The organism is Niastella vici, assembly GCF_002077945.1.
GTDB classification, from domain to species: Bacteria; Bacteroidota; Bacteroidia; order Chitinophagales; family Chitinophagaceae; genus Niastella; species Niastella vici.
Genome location: NZ_LVYD01000124.1, coordinates 161734 through 182684, shown reverse-complemented (window position 1 = coordinate 182684; position 20951 = coordinate 161734). Strand labels below are relative to the sequence as shown.

Here is a 20951-nt window from a genome sequence, read left to right as displayed (position 1 = left end):
ATTATACGCTTTCTTGAAAAATATTATCTTGCAGGCATCCGGCGCCGGTCATCGATCTTCCGGCGCCTTCATTGTTAGATGAATCCGATGCTTGTAACATATGCTTAGATCCTGTATTGTCTACCTGCTTTTATTGTTTTCTGCCACCTTATTACCGGGTTTATTGCAAGCCCAGGACGTACGTATTGTAAACCTGAAAACTGAATATACAACAACGCCGTTAGGCATTGATATTGAAAAGCCCCGGTTCAGCTGGCAAATGCAAGCAGAAAAAGGCGGGTGCTCCCAAACTGCCTGGCAAATAATAATTACAGATGAACGAAGGCAAATAGTCTGGAACTCCGGGAAGAACAACAGCGATATTTCATTGAATATAAAATATACGGGTGCACGGTTACAACCGCGTACCCGTTATAACTGGAAGCTGATCGTTTGGGACCAGCTTAAAAAAAAGCATACTGCAGCTTCCTGGTTTGAAACGGGGTTAATGAACTCCCGCAAGGGCGGGGGACTTTCTGCATGGAGCGGGGCCCGGTGGATCGGCGGCGGTGATAAGAACATGGTATTATATGCACAATACCTGCCTGTTTTCAACCTGAATTTTACGCTGCAATTAGATGAAGCTTCTCAAACTACGCGGGCCGGGTTTGTATATGGCGCCAATGATAACCGGTTAATGGACCCGAATAAGAATTTGTATAAACTGGAAAATAAAAAAGACAGTTCCTATATATTGGTTGAGCTTGATATTGCCGTGCTGTCGAATAACGATGCTGCCAAATTGCTTCTCTACCGCGTGGGATACGATCACAGCGATAAAAAAGAGCTTCCATTTAAAACTTTCTCTATTCCCTTATCCCTTATTAATGATAAGAACAAATACGGGAAACATACCGTATATCTTTCTTCCGTTTTAGGGGATACACAAATTTATATAGATGGCCAGTCGAAAGAGAACGGGATAGGGAATATCAATCTTAATCCATTAGGCAAAGGCGGTGATTTTATTGCTTTTCCGGTACTGGCTAATATTGGTTTTTCGGTACCTAAAGGACAGGCCGCTTATTTCTCAAACGTCGAGATCAGGAATTATCGCAGTCCGGGCAATGTATTGGTCTCTATAGCAGACACGCCGATAGCAGCAATAAACTCGGATGCTTTTGTGATCGCAGATCCAACAAGAAATTCCATGCCCATGCTGCGAACGACATTTTCGCCATCAACAACACCCATAGCAAAGGCGCGTTTGTATGTAACAGCACGTGGTATCTATGAAATTTATCTGAATGGAAAACGGATTGGAAATGATTATTTCAATCCGGGTCTTACTCAATATAACAAAACACATTTGTACCAGACGTATGATGTAACCGATTATTTGCTGCCTGGTAAAAATGCGATCGGCGCAATACTGGGCGAAGGATGGTGGAGTGGGGGCGCCACCTATATGGGTGATTTCTGGAATTTCTTTGGCGACCGGCAATCCCTGCTGGCAAAACTCGTGATCACCTATGCTAACGGAAAAGAAGACAGTATGGTAACAGACCCTGCTATCTGGAAATATTTTAATGATGGGCCAATACTATACAGTAGTTTTTTTCAGGGTGAAGTATACGATGCCTCCAAAGAAACATTGACAGCCGGCTGGAGTACGGCGGCATATGTTGATAACAAATGGCAAAATGCTGTAGAGACCGGTCTGGAAGATCATATCAGTAAGGACGAAAAAAATAAAGCCGTCAATATGCCAATGGTCGATGATTATAGCGGTCTGGTGTTGACGGGTCAGTTTGGTGAGCCGGTGAAAGAAATAAAAGAACTGGCGGCAGTATCAGTAAAAGAAGTGCACCCCGGCGTTTTTGTGTACGATATGGGGCAGAATATGGCAGGCGTACCAAAGATCAGTTTGCAGGGGATGGAACCGGGAAAACGAATAACCCTGCGGTTTGCAGAAGTGTTATATCCTGATCTGCCTGGCTATAAGGAAAATGCCGGGATGATCATGCTGGAAAACATCCGTGCGGCTATGGCGCAGGATATTTATATCACAAAAGGTGGGAATGAAATGATCAATCCTTCCTTTACCACGCATGGTTACCGTTATATAGAGATCACCGGCATTTCAGCACCATTACCAGTTGAGGCAGTTAAAGGAGCCGTGTTAAGTTCTGTACAGGAATTAACATCGGCCTATACAACTTCGAATATAACAGTTAATAAGCTTTGGGAAAATATCACCTGGTCGATGTATGCCAATTTCATGTCTATACCAACTGACTGTCCGCAACGGAATGAACGGTTGGGGTGGAGCGGCGATATCTCTGTATTTTCCCGTACCGCCACTTACCTGGCTGCTGTTCCGCAATTTTTTCGCAGGCATATGCGGGCTATGCGTGATGTACAACGGGAAGATGGGCGTTTTTCGGATGTGGCGCCATTGGGCGGCGGTTTTGGCGGTGTACTATGGGGCAGCGCAGGGATAACTGTAGCATGGGAAAGCTATCAGCAGTTTAATGATAAGGAAATGCTCGTAGAACACTACGATGCGATGAAAGCATACATGACTTTTTTGGTCCGCAGCATTGATCCCGTAACAAATGTGCTGGATGACAGGATCAGTAAGGAATGGTGGGCACTGGGCGACTGGTTGAGCCCCGAATACGATCGGTCAGAAAAAACGCTGTTGTGGGAGAGTTACTTTATTTATGATCTGGAAATAATGTCCAGAATAGCCGGTGTTTTAAATAAAAAGGAAGATGCCGCCTGGTTCATGAAAAAAGGCGCTGACAGGAAGATCTTCTTCAATAAAACATATGTTGACCCTGCAACTGGCAAAACCGCTTTTCGCGGAAGAACCATCGACACCCAAACCTCCTACGTGTTGCCACTGGCCTTCAATATTTTTGACGAAAAGAATAAACCAGCAATAGTGAAAAGTTTTGTAGCAGGCATTGCCCGGGAAAATAAAGCCGATGATGGTACCGTTTGCCCACCCAATTCTTTGATGACCGGTTTTATTGGCACCGCCTGGATCAACAAAGCCTTATCAGATAACGGCTCTGAAAAGATTGCTTATGAGCTGCTTCAGCAAACGACCTATCCTTCGTGGTTGTACCCGGTAGAGCAGGGCGCCACAACCATTTGGGAGCGGCTGAATTCCTATACGCATTCAGCCGGTTTTGGTGGAAATAACCGCATGAATTCATTCAATCACTATTCATTTGGCGCCGTGGGCGCCTGGATGTATAATTATTCTTTGGGCATTGAACGGGATGAGGCCTTTCCCGGCTTTAAGCATTTTGTACTGCGCCCACAACCAGACCCAACCGGAAAAATGACCTGGGCTAAAGGGCATTATAACTCCCTGTATGGCCGTATTGAAAGCGGGTGGGAGATAAAAGGGAAAAGCTGTTATTATCATTTTTCGGTTCCTGCCAATACCACGGCAACGCTTTATTTAAAGGCAGGCTCCATTCAGAATATTAGTGCGGGTGTTAATCCGGTGCTATCATTAAGGGGGGTAAAACTGGTACGGTCTAACGGCGGCAAATATGTTTTTACGTTACAATCAGGAGATTATGATATACAGGTAAGTTTATAGACAATATTTTTTTGTGAAAAGAAGGGTCCCGATGCGTCAGCTGGCGCACCGGGACCTTTTTGTTTGGTATCATTGTCATTACAACATTTAATAGCCCAATCTGAAACATTTGGCCCCCACGTTTTAAACAGCATCAAATTAGATTTACAAGAGAGTCTAGCGATCTGCCTGCCAGTTTTTTATAAACCAAAAAAACTAAAGTATGAAAAAACGTCTATTGATGCTTGTCACAAAGAGGAAATTTGCCATTGCGCATTTGCTTGTTGCGCTTTTACTATCCATTAGTGCACGCACGCAATTGCCTACCGCACAAACTATTGCCAGCCAAATGAAGGTTGGTTGGAATTTGGGTAACACCCTGGAAGCCATTTGTGGCGAAACGGTTTGGGGTGGCGCCACTACCACACAGCAACTGATCAATACCGTAAAGGCCTCGGGGTTTAATACCATACGGCTTCCGGTTTCCTGGGACTGCCATGCCACCAACGGCGTAATTGACCCTAACTGGATGGCACGCGTTAAACAAGTGGTGGATTATTGTATGAACCAGAACCTGTATGTGATCATTAATATCCATTGGGATAATGGCTGGCTCGAAAACAATGTAACAACATCGGCACAGGCTTCCGTAAATGCGAAGCAACAAAACTACTGGACCCAGATAGGGAATTATTTCAAAAATTATAATGAACGGTTGTTGTTTGCCAGCGCCAATGAGCCGAATGCGACTGATGCCACCGGCATGTCGGTATTGTTATCGTACCACCAGACATTTATCAATGCGGTGCGTGCAACCGGTGGAAATAACAGTTCCCGCACGCTTATTATCCAGGGGCCGCAGACAAATATAGATCTCACCAATAACCTTATGAATACCATGCCTACTGACCAGATTGCCAACCGGTTGATGGTGGAAGTGCACTATTACACGCCATGGCAATTCTGTGGTTTAACGGAAGATGCATCATGGGGCAGTATGTTCTACTATTGGGGAAATGGTTATCATTCCACAACCGACGCAAGCCGCAATGCCACCTGGGGCGAAGAGAGTGAAGTGGAGCGGGGATTGGGGTTAATGAAATCAAAGTTCATTGATAAAGGGATACCTGTGATCATTGGTGAATATGCGGCCGTTAAAAGAAATTTGAGTGCGCCCTCAGATCAGTCGCTGCACGTTGCTTCCCGGCTGTATTTTTATAAGTATCTGGTAAACTCAGCAAGGAGTAAAGGAATAATCCCGATCTGTTGGGACATCAATATGCAAATGTACAACCGCAGCACCTCTGCGGTACTCGATCAGCCCGTTATAGATGCCATTATGCAGGGTGCAGGCATCTCAACGGGTAGTTATGTTACGTTAACCAACCGGGCAACGGGATTATTGATCGATGGAATGTACAGGTCATCCAATGGTTCCAATGCAGGCCAATACAGTAGCAGTGGCTCTGATGCACAAAAATGGGTATTGGAGCCGGCCGGCAGTTATGTTAAAATAAAAAACAAGGCTACGGGCATATATCTCGACGGCATGGGCAGAACGGCCAATGGGTCAATATGCGGCCAATGGGCCACCAGCAGCAGTAATAACCAGCAATGGCTACAGGTTGCAGCGGGCAGCTATATGAAATTCCAGAACCGGGCAACGGGGTTATATCTCGATGGCCTCGGCGCAACAACCAATGGGGCCGACCTGGGTCAATGGCAAAACAGCAGTAGTAATAACCAGCAGTGGGCAGTAACTACCCTAGCCAATGGACGAAGAGATGTTAGCATGCCTGTTGTTTCATCGCCCGATGAATCAATGGCAGCGTTGGCATTAAATCCGAACCCATTCACCACCAATTTCAAACTTACTATTCCCGATCCCGGTAAAGTGTTGCGCATCGCCATTTTTGACATAATGGGCCGGCAGGTTGAAACTATTGAACAGGCTGCCATATTAAACTCCCTGTCATTAGGCGCTTCGCTGAAAAGCGGCGTGTATGTAGTGAAAGTATATGGTGTAAATGAAGTGAGATCGTTTAAGGTTATAAAGAAATAGGAATGAATAAGAACACCAATAAAATAGGGATGGGTTTACAGCCCATCCCTTATTGCTTTTCAGGGATCTAATGCCAGATCTCGGACTTTGGCTGCTGCCGTTTATGTATTGCAAAAATTGGCCAGCCATGAATATAATTTCCGTGATTTTTGTTGCTAAATCATTTACATTTATTTGTATTTCTGTTAGGGTGAATTAAAAGAATGTTGGTTTTTTATTATATATGTGCACGGAAATCGTATTTTTATATGCTATTCCCAAATAATTGTGAAACGTACGATTCTTGCCATTGACTGCTTGCTTTTATGCTTTGTTTTGACCGCTACCGGCCAGGATAAAGTACGTTACCTGACCATTGATCAGGGACTGGCTAACAATACCACTACCTGCATCTCAAAAGACAAACAGGGGTTTATGTGGTTCGGCACTTACGACGGGCTGAACAGGTACGACGGATATGCTTTTAAGAAATACAATCACCGGATAGGAGACTCCACTTCCCTGGCCGGAAATCAGGTTATAGCCATTGCCGAAGATGACCAGGGCAGGCATTGGATTGCTGCCTGGCCGGGCGTTTCGGTACTGGATGATAAGACTTCCCTTTTTTCTCATGTAAAATATCAGCCATTGCTTCAGCAGGAAACGAAGGTTTCGCCCAGAGCAGAAGCTGCAACCCTTGAAGTGTTTGTAAACAGTATTGTTAACGACGGACATGGTAACATGTTGGTGGGGGCAGCCTGTACAGGTCTCATCGTTTTTAAAAAAGGAGCTTTGACCGGCTCACAACTGGGCCTGCGTTATCATGGCAAAACGCTTTCAGAGTATACGGTTAAGACCATTTTTGCAGGTAGTGAAGGGCAAATATGGTTATATGTAGACCACATTGGCATATGTCAGTACGATCATAAGACCGGGAGTATAGTAATTAAACATGAAAACGCCATTCAGGCCAATTGTTTTGTTCAGCTGCAGGGTGATACGTTATTGGCAGGAACAGATAAGGCACTTTACCAATATTCTATTAATAATTCCCAATTGTCGCCTTACAAATTGCAACAGGGCCAACCGTTTCGGCCAGGCCGTATAATGTCGCTTTGCAACGACGAGGCTGGCAGGCTTTGGGTGGCTACGGATGGAAATGGCATTAGTGTCATAGACATTGCAACGCATCGTTTATTGGCAATAAGGGATATTGCAGGCTATCAAACCATTTCAAGCAATGCCATTTATTGTTTATATAAAGACGATGCACAGCGATTATGGATCGGCACGTTTCGCGGCGGCGTAAATATTATCGATCATAAAGGCAACCAATTCTATTCTGTCAAACCGGAGAACGACAAAGGGAAAAATCCGGCCGGCAATTTCGTGTTTTCATTTTGTGAAGATAAAAATGGCGATGTATGGATAGGAACCGATGGGGGCGGCATCAGCGTCTGGAACCGGAAGACGAACCAGTTTAAAAATTATTCATATACTCCCGCGGAGAGCGGTTTACCTCATAATAATATCCCGAACCTGGCGGTTGACAAAGATGGAAATGTATGGATAGCGACCTTTGGCGGTGGCATTGTACGGTTCAACAGAAACCGTAATATATTTCAAAAAATTGCGCCGTATAATGAAACAAAATTTGCCTGGGTGTTATATAATGACAATGCAGGCAATATGTGGGCAGCCTGTGGCAAACTGTTTAAATATGATAAAAAGAAAGGGGAACTGGTCCCGCTGAATATTGTTACCGGGGGCATTCTGGCATTGACCGGAGATCATAATGGCCATTTATGGTATGGTGGGCGCAAACAAGTGCAGCAAATCGATAAAGAGGGAAATATCCTGTACACATGCAATACAAATGCGCCGGTGCGAAGCATCCTGGAGGGCAGGGACGGCGCCATATGGGTAGGAACAGAGGGCAATGGCTTGTTAAAATATTACAGGGGCAGGTGGCAAACATTTACAGAACAACAAGGGCTGCCTAATAATAATGTGCTGAATATCCTTGAAGATAGCAGTGGCGCTATATGGATGAGCACTTTTAATGGTATTTCGAAATTTGAACCGGCAACGGAAACTTTTGAGAATTTTTTCGATGTCGACGGATTGCAAAGCAATCAATTTTATTACAATGCTGCCCTGAAGCTCAGATCCGGAGAATTCCTGTTCGGCGGCATAAAAGGATTTACCATTTTCAAACCCGAATCATGTGTTCCGGAAAAGTCATTTCCGCAACTTGGTATAACCGGGATCAGGATATTGAATGAACAGGTGAAACGGGTTGGCGAATATGTAAAAGGGACTTCTTTATATATTCCCGGTCAAATTGAAGTGCCATACAGCAAGGCCGTTCTTTCCATTGATTTTGCAGCATTGGAATATTCATTACCCAGTAAAATTCAATACGCATATTTTCTGGAGGGTTGGGATAAAACATGGAGTCAGGCAGGGAGCCTTAAAACGGCCAACTATTCAGAGCTGCGGGAAGGCAACTATGTTTTACGGATCAGGAGCACCAATATCTCAGGTATATGGAATACAAAAGAATTGCGCTTGCCTGTAATTGTGCTGCCCCCCTGGTACCGCACATGGTGGTTACGCCTGGCGGTTATTTTGGTGGTGATCGCAATCATAGGCACATTATTATATTATTGGGATAAGCAGCGACGGGTACAATACAAAATGAAGATCGCCGAGTTGAAACATCAGCATGAAATGGAATTGAATGAAAAGAGGCTTTCATTTTTTACCAATATTTCGCATGAATTCCGTTCACCGCTAACCCTCATTATCAATCCCATCAAAGAAATTTTAAAAAGCGGAAGGGTACCGGAAGATAACTACAAATTGCAGGTGCTCCATAGCAATGCGCAAAGATTGCTAAAAATGACCGACCAGTTGCTGCTGTTCAGAAAAGCCGATAATGAATTCGGAAAAATAGAACTGGCAAAACTTGACTTGCTTGATTTATGCAGGCAGATCTATTTTTGTTTCAGTGATGAAGCTGCTTCAAAATCCATAACATATGATTTTGATTGTGGGCTTGATGCTGCCGAGGTGGTTGCAGATGCTGAAAAGATAGAGATCATTATCTTTAATCTTATTGCGAATGCTATAAAATTCACCCCCTGCAGGGGTGTGGTTTTTTTTAAACTGGAAGAAAAAGATGATCAGTTTATCATTACGGTTAATGACAGCGGTTCTGGCATACCTGCAGACATCGGCGATAAATTATTCCGGAAATTTTACCAGGTGACTGATAAACAATCCACAAAGCCCGGTAAGGGTTTTGGAATAGGGTTGTACCTTGCGAAGGCCTTTGCCGATATGCATCAGGCAACGCTTACTTATCATTGTCCGGAAACCGGCGGCACTGTATTTACTTTCTGTTTGAAGAAAACAGCTGATCTTTCACTTGTCTCCCCCCGGGAAAGCCCGGCGTTCAAATCCATCACAGAAAAAATGATTGAAACTGAGTTGCCGGTCTATTCTTTTCTAAACAACCCGGCAACAACCACAATAGCTGATGCCCCTGATACCTCAGATGACCAGTTAAGCGATCTTGTTGCAGAAAAAAGGATAATGCTGGTGATTGATAATGACAGGCAGCTTACCTCGTATGTAAAAACTTTATTTGCACATATGACAGTAATCGAGGCTGAGAACGGATCAGATGGATGGAAAAAAGTGCAGGAACTCGTGCCCGATATAATAATATGTGATATTGTAATGGATGAGTCCAATGGAATTGAGGTTTGCAAAAAAATAAAGAACAGCAATGTGTACGGACATATTCCGGTTATTTTGCTTACAGGCTGTTCAGCCAATGACATGCGATTAAAAGGTGTTGAATGCGGAGCAGACGACTATATTCTTAAGCCATTTGACAGTGAATTGCTGATAGCACGGGTCAACAATATCTTAAAGGACAGGGACGTACTGAAAAAATTCTTTTTTAATGAGATCACGCTGCAGTCCGATACATTAAAGGTTTCTGATGAATTCAGGGGCTTTTTAACCAATTGCATTTCTGTAGTGGAAGAACATATTGAAAGGGATGATTTCGACAGTAAAGTATTTGCAAAAATGATGGGGATGAGCCGTTCCAAATTGTATACGCATGTGAAGGCGATCTCCGGTTTATCTGTTAACGAGTTCGTAAAATTGATCCGCCTGCGGAAAGCAGCAGAACTGATGATCCACACAGACGGGCAGGTAAAAGAGATCGCGTTTCAGGTTGGGTTCAGCGATCCTAAATATTTCAGCGAGCAATTCACCCGTTTATTTAAAATGAAGCCATCGGAGTATATTAAGAAATACCGGAATTCTTTCCAGAATAAAACCAATCTGAACGATCAGTTTTCACGAATCAGGAATAAGTAGCTATCTATCATTAACAACGAACCTTTACTTCACCTAATGGACGATTGTCACCCCTGTTTAATCGATTGTCCCCCCTTGTTGATGGAAATTCATGGTTATTTTTATTATTCAGGATGATTTTTCCAGGTGATAATCATATTAACAAATGGTAATGAGGAAATTTTCTTTGTTTTTCAGTTTGCTGATTATAGTGCTTTTTAATAATGCTATTAGTCAAACCCGGAAGATTACTTATGTAACGGGGAATTTTACAACCGGTGACAAGGAATTTTTATTGAACGGAAAGCCTTTTGTGATCCGGGCCGCAGAATTGCATTATTCCCGTATACCAAAAGAATATTGGGAGCACAGGATCCGGTTATGCAAGGCAATGGGCATGAATACCATTTGCATTTACCTGTTCTGGAACCTGCATGAGCAAATGCAGGATCAGTTTGATTTTACCGGTCAGAATGACGTAGCTGCTTTTGTGCGCCTTGTGCAGAAAAACGGGATGTATTGCATTGTGCGTCCGGGGCCTTATGTATGTGCTGAATGGGAAATGGGCGGGTTGCCCTGGTGGTTGCTCCGGAAAAAGGACCTGGGCGTTCGCAGTCTTGCCGACAGTTTTTTTATAGAACGTACTCATAAGTTCTTTAAAGAGGCAGGTAAGCAATTGGCCCCTTTACAAATACAAAGTGGTGGTAATATTATTATGGTGCAGGTAGAGAATGAGTATGCAACATTCGGTTCTGACAAGGCTTATATGGAGGCCATACGCAACGGTATACGCGATGCGGGCTTTGATAAAGTACAGTTGTTTCGTTGTGATTGGTCATCAAATTTTAACAAATATCAGTTAGATGGGGTAGCAACCACCCTGAATTTCGGTGCGGGATCCAATATAGATAACCAGTTCCAGGCTTTCCGGAAGTTGTACCCTTCGGCCCCATTAATGTGCAGTGAGTACTGGACCGGCTGGTTCGATCACTGGGGTAAGCCCCATGAAACCCGTTCCATCAGCAGTTTTATCGGTAGTTTGAAAGATATGATGGACCGTAAAGTGTCTTTCAGCCTGTATATGACGCACGGCGGAACTTCATTCGCACAGTGGGGCGGCGCCAATGCCGGGCCTTACTCACCCATGGTTTCTTCTTATGATTATGATGCGCCAATTGGTGAACAGGGAAATGTAACAGATAAGTTTTTTGCAGTGCGCGATCTGTTGAAAAATTACCTTCAGGAGGGCGAAGCCATTGGCAATATTCCCGATGAATTGCCGGTAATACAAATTCCGGCCTTTGAGCTAACTGAATGTGCTCCCTTATTTTCTAACCTGCCTGCTCCTCACAAGACGGCAGACATTCAGCCTATGGAATACTTTAACCAGGGTTGGGGCCAGATCCTGTATCGTACGCAGCTGCCGGCTTCAACAGTAAAACATAAACTGGTTATAAGGGAAGTGCACGACTGGGCAACTGTATTTATAAATGGAAAAGTTGTTGGTAAACTCGACCGCAGAATGGGAGATACCGCCATTGAAATACCCGCTGTTGTTGCCAATGCCCGATTGGATATATTGGTGGAAGCTACTGGCCGGGTAAATTTTGGCAAGGCCATTATTGATCATAAAGGTATAACCGAAAAAGTAACCCTTGAAACAGACAGCACAAAAAAGATATTGAAAAACTGGCAGGTATATAATTTTCCTGTAGATTATGAATTTCAAAAGAGCAAAAAGTACACTACTGCAAAAGGGAATAGCCCGGGATGGTACAAAGGAACTTTTAAAATAACTAAAACAGGGGATACCTGGCTGGATGTAAACTCCTGGGGGAAGGGCATGGTGTGGGTGAATGGTCATAACCTGGGCCGTTTTTGGCGAATAGGTCCTCAGCAAACCCTGTATTTGCCCGGTGTATGGTTGAAACGAGGTATAAATGAGATCATTATTCTGGATGTAGATAATCCGGTTAACAGGAATGTGGCCGGTGTGTTGAAACCCATATTGGATAAGATCAATCCGGATGCATCTTTATTACACAGGGCCATGGGGCAAAAACTTCAACTTGAAAAGGAACTTCCGGTTGATTCAGGAAGTTTTGCTGCAGATGGGGGCTGGAAAGAGATCAAATTTGCCGGTGAAGTTGAAGGCCGTTACCTGTGCCTGGAAGCAGTAAATGCCTGGCGGGCCAATGATCCCCTGGCAAGTATTGCTGAATTGGAACTGATAGGTAAAGACGGTAAAGCTTTGTCTGCTTTACAATGGAAGGTCGTTTATGCCAGCAGTGAAGAGATCACTTCAGGCAATCATGCTGCTGACAAAATTTTTGATCTGCAGGAATCTACCTTCTGGCAAAGCCAATCTGCAGGCGGCAGACCGTTATATCCTCACCAGGTAGTCATTGATATTGGTGCCATTCAGGTAATTACCGGTATGCGGTATTTGCCGCGATCAGATAATAAAACAGATGGTATGATAAAAGATTACCGCGTATTTTTTAAAAAACAACCATTCAGATTGTGACCTGCCATGACTAATTCGAGGATGTATTAAAAGTAAACGAAGGCCCTGAGAATCGCATAAACGACTACCTGGCTCCAGCGGGTACCCGAATAAAAAGAGGCTGCATCATAGAATACAGCCTCTTTTCTTTTTGCGTAAATTGAAGTTAGGTAATTGCCTCCCAAATGTCATTTTTTCATCACCAATCCTGAATTTTAACTTGTGACCAGTTGAAAAACGAACGTCAGGTAGCAAAAAATGAGGTTCAGCAATCAAAAATGGACGATTTTCATACCAATTTGAGCATCTGTCCCCCCTGATTCCCTTTTACCCACCCCTAATTTTGAACTCATCAGGTGCCAAACCGGCATCAGTTCAGGTAAACCAAAACGATTGTCAGCAATGAAAAAAATGAACTGCCTTAGTATGCCTAACGGGAACTGCCCCGTTTTATCAATCTTCAAAATATCCCACTCTTTAACCCGGCTTTTTTCAAGTTAATGCTTAATCGATTAACTGGTTTTCAGGGAACATAAACTAATTGTCAGTTTGCCATGCCTGCCTTACCGCATGATGGCAATATTGACCTGCTTTGTATTGCCCTAAAACCGGGACTCGCTTGAAAGAAAGGGAAGGAATAAAAACCACCAAAACTAAAAAATTGAACTTTAAAGAACGCTTATGACGAAGAAATTAAGGCCTTGCCTCGTGCTTTGTCTGTTGATGGCTGCTGCAATAGGGCTATCAGGGCAGGAACGTATTCAAAAGAATACAGAAAGATTTACGGTTACCGGTACCGTGCGTGATTCCACCGGTCGAATACTTACGGGGGTAAGTGTTGTACAGGCTGGTACTGGCATTGGTACTTCAACTAATGAAAACGGTATGTATGTAATTAATGCCGTGCCCGATCATTTGCTTGTGTTCAGCTATGCAGGGTACAAGCCAGATTCGGTTTTACTCACACCCAGAAAGATAAAGATAGACGTTGTTCTTAGAGTAGCTTCTTCATCATCCATGGGAGAAGTTATTGTGGTAGCGTTTGGCAGAAAGCAGCGCAAGGAAGCTGTTGTAGGCTCGGTATCCACCATTGAACCCGATAAGCTGCGTATACCTGCGAGCAATCTTACAAATGCACTTGCAGGCCAAACGGCTGGTGTGATCGCCTATCAGGAGAACGGCCAGCCCGGTCTTGATAACTCCAATTTCTTCATCAGGGGTGTAACTACATTCGGTTACCGCCAGAGTCCATTGATCCTAATTGATAACGTGGAGCTTACAGCCAATGACCTTGCCCGTTTGCAGGTGGAGGATATTGAAAGTTTTTCGATTTTGAAAGATGCCAGTGCAACGGCTTTATATGGGGCCCGGGGGGCTAATGGTGTGGTATTGGTAACAACCAAGTCGGGCAGGGAAGGTAAAGCCAGGATAAATATCCGGTTAGACCAGTCTGTTTCTGAGCCCACAAAAAGTATTCAGCTGGCTGATCCCATTACCTATATGCGAATGTATAACGAAGCAATAATGACACGGAATGAAAAAGGAATACCCTTTTACAGTGAGGATGATATTTATAACCGACAGCAAACGCTTGAAAATGCACCGGGAAGCAATAAGTATGTTTATCCGGTGGTCGACTGGCTGGGGGTGATGTTCAAAAAAAGAACGGCTAACCAGCGGGCATCCATGAATGTGAATGGAGGTGGTAAGGTGGCAAGATATATGGTTTCTGCATCCTATAGTAATGATAACGGATATTGAAGAAAAATCCCATGAACAGCTTTAATAATAATGTTAACTACAAGAACTATCAACTTCGCTCCAATGTGAATATTAACATTTCGCGCACCACAGAATTGATTGTTCGTTTGTGGGGCAATTTCAACGATTACAGCGGGCCCATTACACAGGATGCTTCTTTTTCCACAGATCTGTACAAAATGGCGATGCACACCAGCCCGGTGCTTTTTCCGGCTTATTATGAGCCTGATTCTGCCAACCTGAAGGCACAGCATATTTTGTTCGGGAATAACCCGGGAAATACTACCAGTACCAGCAATGTGGGTTTTCAAAATCCTTACGCCGAATTGCTCAGAGGGTATAAACGGTTTTCAGAATCGCGCATGTCAACAACCCTCGAGCTGAACCAGAAGCTTGATATGGTAGTGCCCGGGCTTACATTCAGAGGATTTTTTACCACCAACAGGTATGCCTACTTCGCCAACCAGATGGCTTATAACCCATTTTATTATACGATTTCTGCCCGCGATTATGACCGTTCGGCCAATACTTACAAACTGCGTTGGCTGAATTCATCTACCAGCAGTAATCCTTTGCCTACAGAATATCTTATTTTCTCTTCACAGGGTTCCAAGGCTAATACTTTCATACAATTTCAGGGACAGTTTGAATATAACAAGGGTTTCGGTGATCATAATATAAGCGCTTCACTTATTGGTGTACGACAACAATCACTCAATTCCCAGGCCATTACGCTACAGACGGGTTTGCCATACCGCAACCTGAATATAGCTGGCAGGGTTTCATACAATTATCAAAACAAATACTTTGTTGAATTCAATGCCGGTTATAATGGCTCTGAGCGGTTTTCAAAGAATAACCGCTTTGGCTTTTTTCCCACTATCGGCGGCTCATGGATGGTTTCAAATGAGAACTTTTGGGGTGGCGCCATTGCTGATATTATTACGAACCTGAAGTTGCGAAGCAGTTTTGGTTTTACTGGTAATGATGCTATCAGCGACCAAAGGTTTTTCTACCTGTCGGATGTGAATCTTCAGGGAGGGAATGGTTCGTCATTTGGCGTTGACAATGCTTATTCAAGACCGGGCGTGGTTATTCGTAATTATGAGAACCGGAATGTGACCTGGGAGAAAGCGCAGATCACCAATACGGCCATTGAGATCTCACTGTTTAAAAAATTGAATATCGTTGCAGAATACTGGCAACAGAGCCGGTCGAATATTTTAATGGACCGTTATGTGCCAGCCAGCGCCGGGCTTGAGGCCGGTATAAAAGCCAATGTGGGCACCGCTAAAATAAAAGGCGTAGACCTTACGGCCAATTACAGTCATAAGCTTTCACGGAATATCTGGATCGAGTTCATGTCGAACCTCACTTATTCGCAGGGAAGGTATGGAAAATATGAGGAGCCTGTTTATGCCGAGCCATGGCGCTATAGGGCCGGTACCTTGCTGAATCAGCAATTCGGGTATATAGCCGAGCGTCTTTTTGTTGACGATAAAGAAGCAAAGTCCTCTCCGTCTCAACTCTTTGGTGGCAGTGCGCCAAGAGGCGGGGATATTAAATACAGAGATGTAAACAATGATGGTGTTATCACGAACGCCGATATGGTGCCCATGGGTTATCCCACTACACCGCAGGTAGTATACGGATTTGGTTTTTCATTCGGGTATAAATCGCTTGATGTAAATGCCCGATTCCAGGGTCAGGCCCGTTCAACCTTCTTTATCGATCCAAAAGCCACAAGTCCGTTTATACCAGGTACCGGGTCTATTACAGGCATTTCGCAGGCACTTAAGGTATATGCGGATAGTTACTGGTCTGAGGAAAACCAGAATTTATATGCCATATATCCGCGGTTGGGGACCAACACCACCGAAATTTCGAACAACCTTCAAAATAGTACCTGGTGGATGCGCGATGGAAGTTTTATCAGGCTTAAAATGGTAGAAATAGGATTTACGCTTCCCGGGACAGCAGCAAAGAAATTAAGATTGAACAACTGCAGAATATTCTTTAGTGGGATGAACCTTGTCAATTTCAGCAAATTCAGGTATTGGGATATTGAGCAGGGGGGCAATGCATTCAACTATCCTTTGCAACGAACGTATAACCTTGGCATTAATGTTAACTTTTAATAATTACCATAATGAGAAGCAAAATAAAAATTCAACGATATCTATTCTTTCCTTTTGTTGGTATCATGCTTTTTGGTATGGTGTGTATTACTCCATCGTGCAGAAAGTATCTTGACGTAACGCCGGAAAACGTAGGCACCATTGATTATGCCTTTCGTAACCGGAACGAGGCAGAGAATTATTTGTTTGCCTGTTATGGAACTTTACAGGCGCTTAGCAATCCTATTAACGATCCGGGATTTATTACCTCAGGAGAAGTGTATAATCAAAGTTATGCCGGAAATCTTATAACCAATAATTTTACCCTGCTCAGCGGCAGTCAGAATACCACCTCGCCGCTTTTGAATTACTGGGAAGGCACTAATAGCGGACCGAATCTTTTTCAGGCAATACGCCGGTGTAATATTTTTCTGAAAAACATTGATAAACCGATCGATTTAAGCGCTTCTGAAAAAGAACGGTGGATTGCCGAGGCCAACTTTCTTAAGGCTTATTACCACTACTTTTTGTTAAGGATGTATGGTCCCATTCCAATTATGGATGTAGAGGAAGATATAAGTCAGCCTGTAGAAACATTCCGTAAGAAACGGCAGCCTGTTGACAGTGTGTTTTCTTATATCGTTGGCCTCCTTGACAAGGCAATTCCGGGTTTGCCTCCTGCTATTGTAAATGTTAACGATGAGCTCGGGCGTATTACACAAACAATTGCGTTGGCCGAAAAAGCTGAGATGCTTGCCACGCAGGCCAGTCCGCTGTTTAATGGTAATCCTGACTATGCAGGTTACCAGGATAAAGATGGGGTACAGCTATTTCCCACATCTGTCGATAATGAAAAGTGGAAAAGAGCGGCAGAAGCATGTAAGGCAGCAATATCGCAGGCTGCTGGTTTGAATTTAAGGCTGTATTCCTTCCTGATTCCCCCTGCAATTTCCAAATTAAACGATTCATTGAAATTGGTGTTGAGCTTACAAGGCGCCGTAACCGAAAAGTGGAGTAATAATAGTGAGCTGATCTGGGCACTCAACGGAACGTTTGGTTATCAATCAAATTGTATACCCCGTTTAACCACAAATACTGATGTGTTTGGCGCTGTTCCCGGTAATCTTTCTGTACCGTTAGCTATTGCTGAATTGTTTTACACGAAGAACGGCGTGCCTATCGAGGAAGATAAGTCATGGGATTATGGGAACCGGTTTTCCATGCAAACGGCCGATAAGGTTGATAAATATTACATAAAAGAAGGTTACAGCACGGTAAAGGGGAATTTTAACAGAGAAGCCCGCTATTACGCAAGTATTGCATTTGACGGCGGAACATGGTTTGGCGGTGGGGTGTTAGACCAGGAGTCAATGTTGTACGTAGGCGGAAGAAAAGATGGGATATCGGGTGTTCAGGAATATGGCCGTGCAAATGTAACCGGTTACTGGCCTAAAAAACTGGCGCACTACCAAACGGCCATCACCAGCAGCGGCGGGTTGTCTGTTGTTGGTTATCGCATGCCCAGAATGCGTTTGGCGGGTTTGTACCTGTTGTATGCGGAATGCCTGAATGAAGCCAGTGGTCCATCAAACGAAGTGTATAGTTATATCGATTCGGTGCGGTCGAGGGCAAAACTAAAAGGGGTAGTTGAATCCTGGGCAAGCTATTCCAACATGCCCGGAAAGCCTCTTACCAAAGATGGTTTAAGAGACATTATTCACCGTGAGAAAAAGATTGAAATGTGCTTTGAAGGTCAAACGGGTTGGGACCTGCGCCGTTGGAAAGAATATGTTACGGAAGCTTCGAAGCCTGTGCAGGGATGGAATGTGATGCAGGCCGATATCAAATCTTATTATACCCTGCAAACCTTTATGATACCCGTTATAAGTAATAAAGATTACCTGTGGCCCCTCTCCGGAGACGAACTGCTCAGGAACGATAAACTGGTACAGGCGCCGTACTGGCAGTAGTGGTATTGTATTCTTCTTTTGACCAAAACAATAAAACGAAATGAAAAACAGGCTTTTTTATACCATATCCGGTTGGTTTTTTTTATGTGGCATAATCGCTGTTTCCTGTAAGAAAAACAGCGATTATAATTCAACCGTTTCTACAGACAAAACCAAACCCGGGGCCCCCTCCAATATAAGGGTTGTAAATTTTAAGGGCGGTGCTTATATCATTTATGATCTTCCTAAAACCGAAAACACACTGTATATACAGGCAGATTATGTGATCAATGACAGCACGGGTGCAAGCAGGCAAACCAAAACCAGTTATTATACAGATACCATGGTGGTCGAAGGCTTTGCGGCGCCAAAACCATATACAGTAAACCTGAAAGCGGTAACGCGTGCGAACGTAGCCTCTGACCCTGTTTCGGTAACGGTGAACCCCGATACGCCTGCTTATCTCACGGTTGCTAACAATTTAACACTTCAGCCAACATTTGGTGGCGTTAATGCGCATACCCTGAATCCTGATGCAATGGGAGTTACGATTGCATATTTATACGACGACCCCGCGCAGGGCAAATATGTAATTCGTGAACAAAAGTATTTCGATGCTTTGGAGATCAACTATTCAATCCGCGGATTTGATACGTTGCCAAAAAGGTTTGGCGCATACGTAAGCGACTGGTGGGGGAACAAGTCGCCGGTTAAATATGCCACCATTTCACCCTTTTTTGAAGTGTTGCTGGATAAGTCTAAATTCTCTCCATATCCGTTGCCATCCGATATTCCCACACAAGGCAGCTTCCCTGTTAAAAATATATGGGATAATAGCGCTACTACTTTCTGGCACTACCAGTATTCTCCTGTTGTTGCCACAACCAAGCCATATGTAATTACATTTGGGATTGGACAACTAGCCCGGCTAAGCCGGTTTATTTATAATCAAAGACAATTTGCTTACTGGGGAGATGGCAATGTAGAATCCTTCAGCATTTGGGGAACAGCTAATGATGCTCCAAGAGATGCTGTCTTACCCGAATCGGCTCCTGAAGGAACTATAATGGGCGACTGGGTGAATCTTGCCAATTTTAATTTTCCGCTACCGCCTTCGGGCAGCGCTACATCCAGTCCGACTGCAGCTGATATACAATGGTGGAACGATGGAGTGAATTTTGAAATGCCTGTGAATATTCCTAAAGTAAAATATTTAAGAATGAGTGTCTCTAAAACCTGGGGAAACCGCCCTGGGGATTATATAGCCGAACTCACATTCTATGGGGGTAATTAATCAGGGTGTTTTACAAAATTAAATCTTACGCACATGAAATTTTCTGATATATTATTTAAGTTTTTTTTACTTTTTATACCTGGTTGCTATATTTTGATCAGTTGTAAAAAGCTGGACATTGAATACCGGAAGTACCTTAATAACAGCGAAATAGTTTATCCCGGCGTTCCTTCAAATATAACCTGCTACCCCGGTAAAAACCGGGTACAATTCAGCTGGATGCCGAGTCCCGATCCCAGTGTGGCGAAATATATTATCTATTGGAATAATTATACCGATTCGGCTGTTTTTAATGTTCCCGACGGCAAACAATCTCAGTTTACCAGTGGAATAGTGAATGATCTCAGCGAGGGTACTTATTTTTTTACAGTATATGCCTACGACAATAAAAACAATAGATCTATACCAACGGCTGTCAATAGTGTAAAAGTTTATGGCAATTTGTATCTGTCCGGATTGGTTAATCGCTCCATAGCAAGCACGGCCATTGACCCCGGTTACAATATAGTGACAACATTTTCTAATGCAGATGTCACCAATATTTCAACGGCTGTGGAATATACGGCAGCAACGGGCGAGAGTAAAAAGATTGATGTAGCCCCAGCCACTAAGATGGTGACTATTTCAGACTGGAAGATAGGAACACCCGTGGTATACCGTTCCTCTTATAAACCTTCAAATATTGCGATTGACACTTTTTATGTGAAATACTATGATACATTGCAAATAAGGATGGATGTAACAGCCACTTACCTGAAAAATACTTCACAACCTTTTTTGTCGGTACAAACGACCAATCGCTTCCGGGATCCGAAGGACTGGATAGTAAACGCTCCCGTTCAAAACCATAATAATATGGGTGGATGGGGGAGTGATAATAATACAGTGCTTTGCATGGAATCAGGATGGGGTGCTCCGGATATCATAAATGGAAAAATATACCAAAGCGTTCTGTTGCCTGCTGGCACGTATACTTTGCAGGTAGAGTTGGGACCTTTGGGGTATACAGGTTCAGTGCGTTTAGTGGCAGCGGTGGGAACAACTTTGCCTGATTTTGTCAATGGTCAAACGCCCGGTGCATTGGCATCAGCTGACCTGTCTTTTAAAGCCATCTCATTTACCCTTCCCCAGGACGATACCGTGTCTCTGGGATTCCTGGCTACTATGCTTGGTAACCAGTACTGGAGGGTAACGAAAGTAAAGTTACTGCGGCATTATTGATCTGTACTATGTACAGATAAAGAATGGGGAACAGGTTACTATGAAAAAATAGTGAAGCAGTAATTTTAAAAACGGTTAGTAATTAACCAGAAAAAATGATGG

The 20951-nt window shown here is 43.6% G+C and carries 10 protein-coding genes; 9 read left to right on the top strand and 1 reads right to left on the bottom strand.

Annotated elements, in window-relative coordinates; genetic code table 11:
• The first annotated feature begins 100 nt into the window (after positions 1-100).
• From A3860_RS38255 to A3860_RS38240, 4 genes are all read left to right on the top strand, one after another.
• Complete coding sequence (locus A3860_RS38255) at positions 101-3601, top strand: alpha-L-rhamnosidase (protein ID WP_081155873.1); 3501 nt, start codon at positions 101-103, stop codon at positions 3599-3601.
• Positions 3602-3803: 202 nt separating this feature from the next.
• Complete coding sequence (locus A3860_RS38250) at positions 3804-5642, top strand: cellulase family glycosylhydrolase (protein ID WP_143774473.1); 1839 nt, start codon at positions 3804-3806, stop codon at positions 5640-5642.
• Positions 5643-5909: 267 nt separating this feature from the next.
• Complete coding sequence (locus A3860_RS38245) at positions 5910-10022, top strand: hybrid sensor histidine kinase/response regulator transcription factor (protein WP_143774472.1); 4113 nt, start codon at positions 5910-5912, stop codon at positions 10020-10022.
• A 151-nt stretch (positions 10023-10173) separates the two neighbouring features.
• Positions 10174-12528, top strand: coding sequence for a beta-galactosidase (locus A3860_RS38240; protein WP_081155870.1), 2355 nt, complete (start codon positions 10174-10176; stop codon positions 12526-12528).
• Between the two features lie 251 nt (positions 12529-12779).
• Here A3860_RS38240 and A3860_RS38235 read toward each other — a convergent pair whose 3' ends face one another.
• On the bottom strand, positions 12780-12971 hold the full coding sequence (locus tag A3860_RS38235) for a hypothetical protein (RefSeq protein WP_081155869.1): 192 nt from the start codon (positions 12969-12971) through the stop codon (positions 12780-12782).
• A gap of 217 nt (positions 12972-13188) precedes the next feature.
• On the opposite strand from A3860_RS38235, the gene A3860_RS41795 reads away from it, so the two are divergent.
• Genes A3860_RS41795 through A3860_RS38215 form a run of 5 tightly spaced genes read left to right on the top strand, consistent with a single transcriptional unit; the run spans position 13189 to position 20849 of the window.
• A complete protein-coding gene (locus A3860_RS41795) occupies positions 13189-14268 on the top strand; it encodes a TonB-dependent receptor plug domain-containing protein (RefSeq protein WP_216823612.1) in 1080 nt (359 codons plus the stop codon).
• Positions 14269-14279: 11 nt separating this feature from the next.
• Positions 14280-16406 (top strand): SusC/RagA family TonB-linked outer membrane protein, encoded by a 2127-nt coding sequence (locus tag A3860_RS38230; protein ID WP_216823611.1) that lies wholly within the window; start codon positions 14280-14282, stop codon positions 16404-16406.
• A gap of 11 nt (positions 16407-16417) precedes the next feature.
• A complete protein-coding gene (locus A3860_RS38225; protein WP_081155868.1) occupies positions 16418-18355 on the top strand; it encodes a RagB/SusD family nutrient uptake outer membrane protein in 1938 nt (645 codons plus the stop codon).
• Positions 18356-18395: 40 nt separating this feature from the next.
• The gene (locus A3860_RS38220; RefSeq protein WP_081155867.1) at positions 18396-19628 is read left to right on the top strand and encodes a DUF4959 domain-containing protein; all 1233 of its coding nucleotides are present in this window, start codon (positions 18396-18398) and stop codon (positions 19626-19628) included.
• A gap of 33 nt (positions 19629-19661) precedes the next feature.
• Complete coding sequence (locus A3860_RS38215; protein WP_081155866.1) at positions 19662-20849, top strand: DUF4998 domain-containing protein; 1188 nt, start codon at positions 19662-19664, stop codon at positions 20847-20849.
• The last annotated feature ends 102 nt before the right edge of the window (positions 20850-20951 follow it).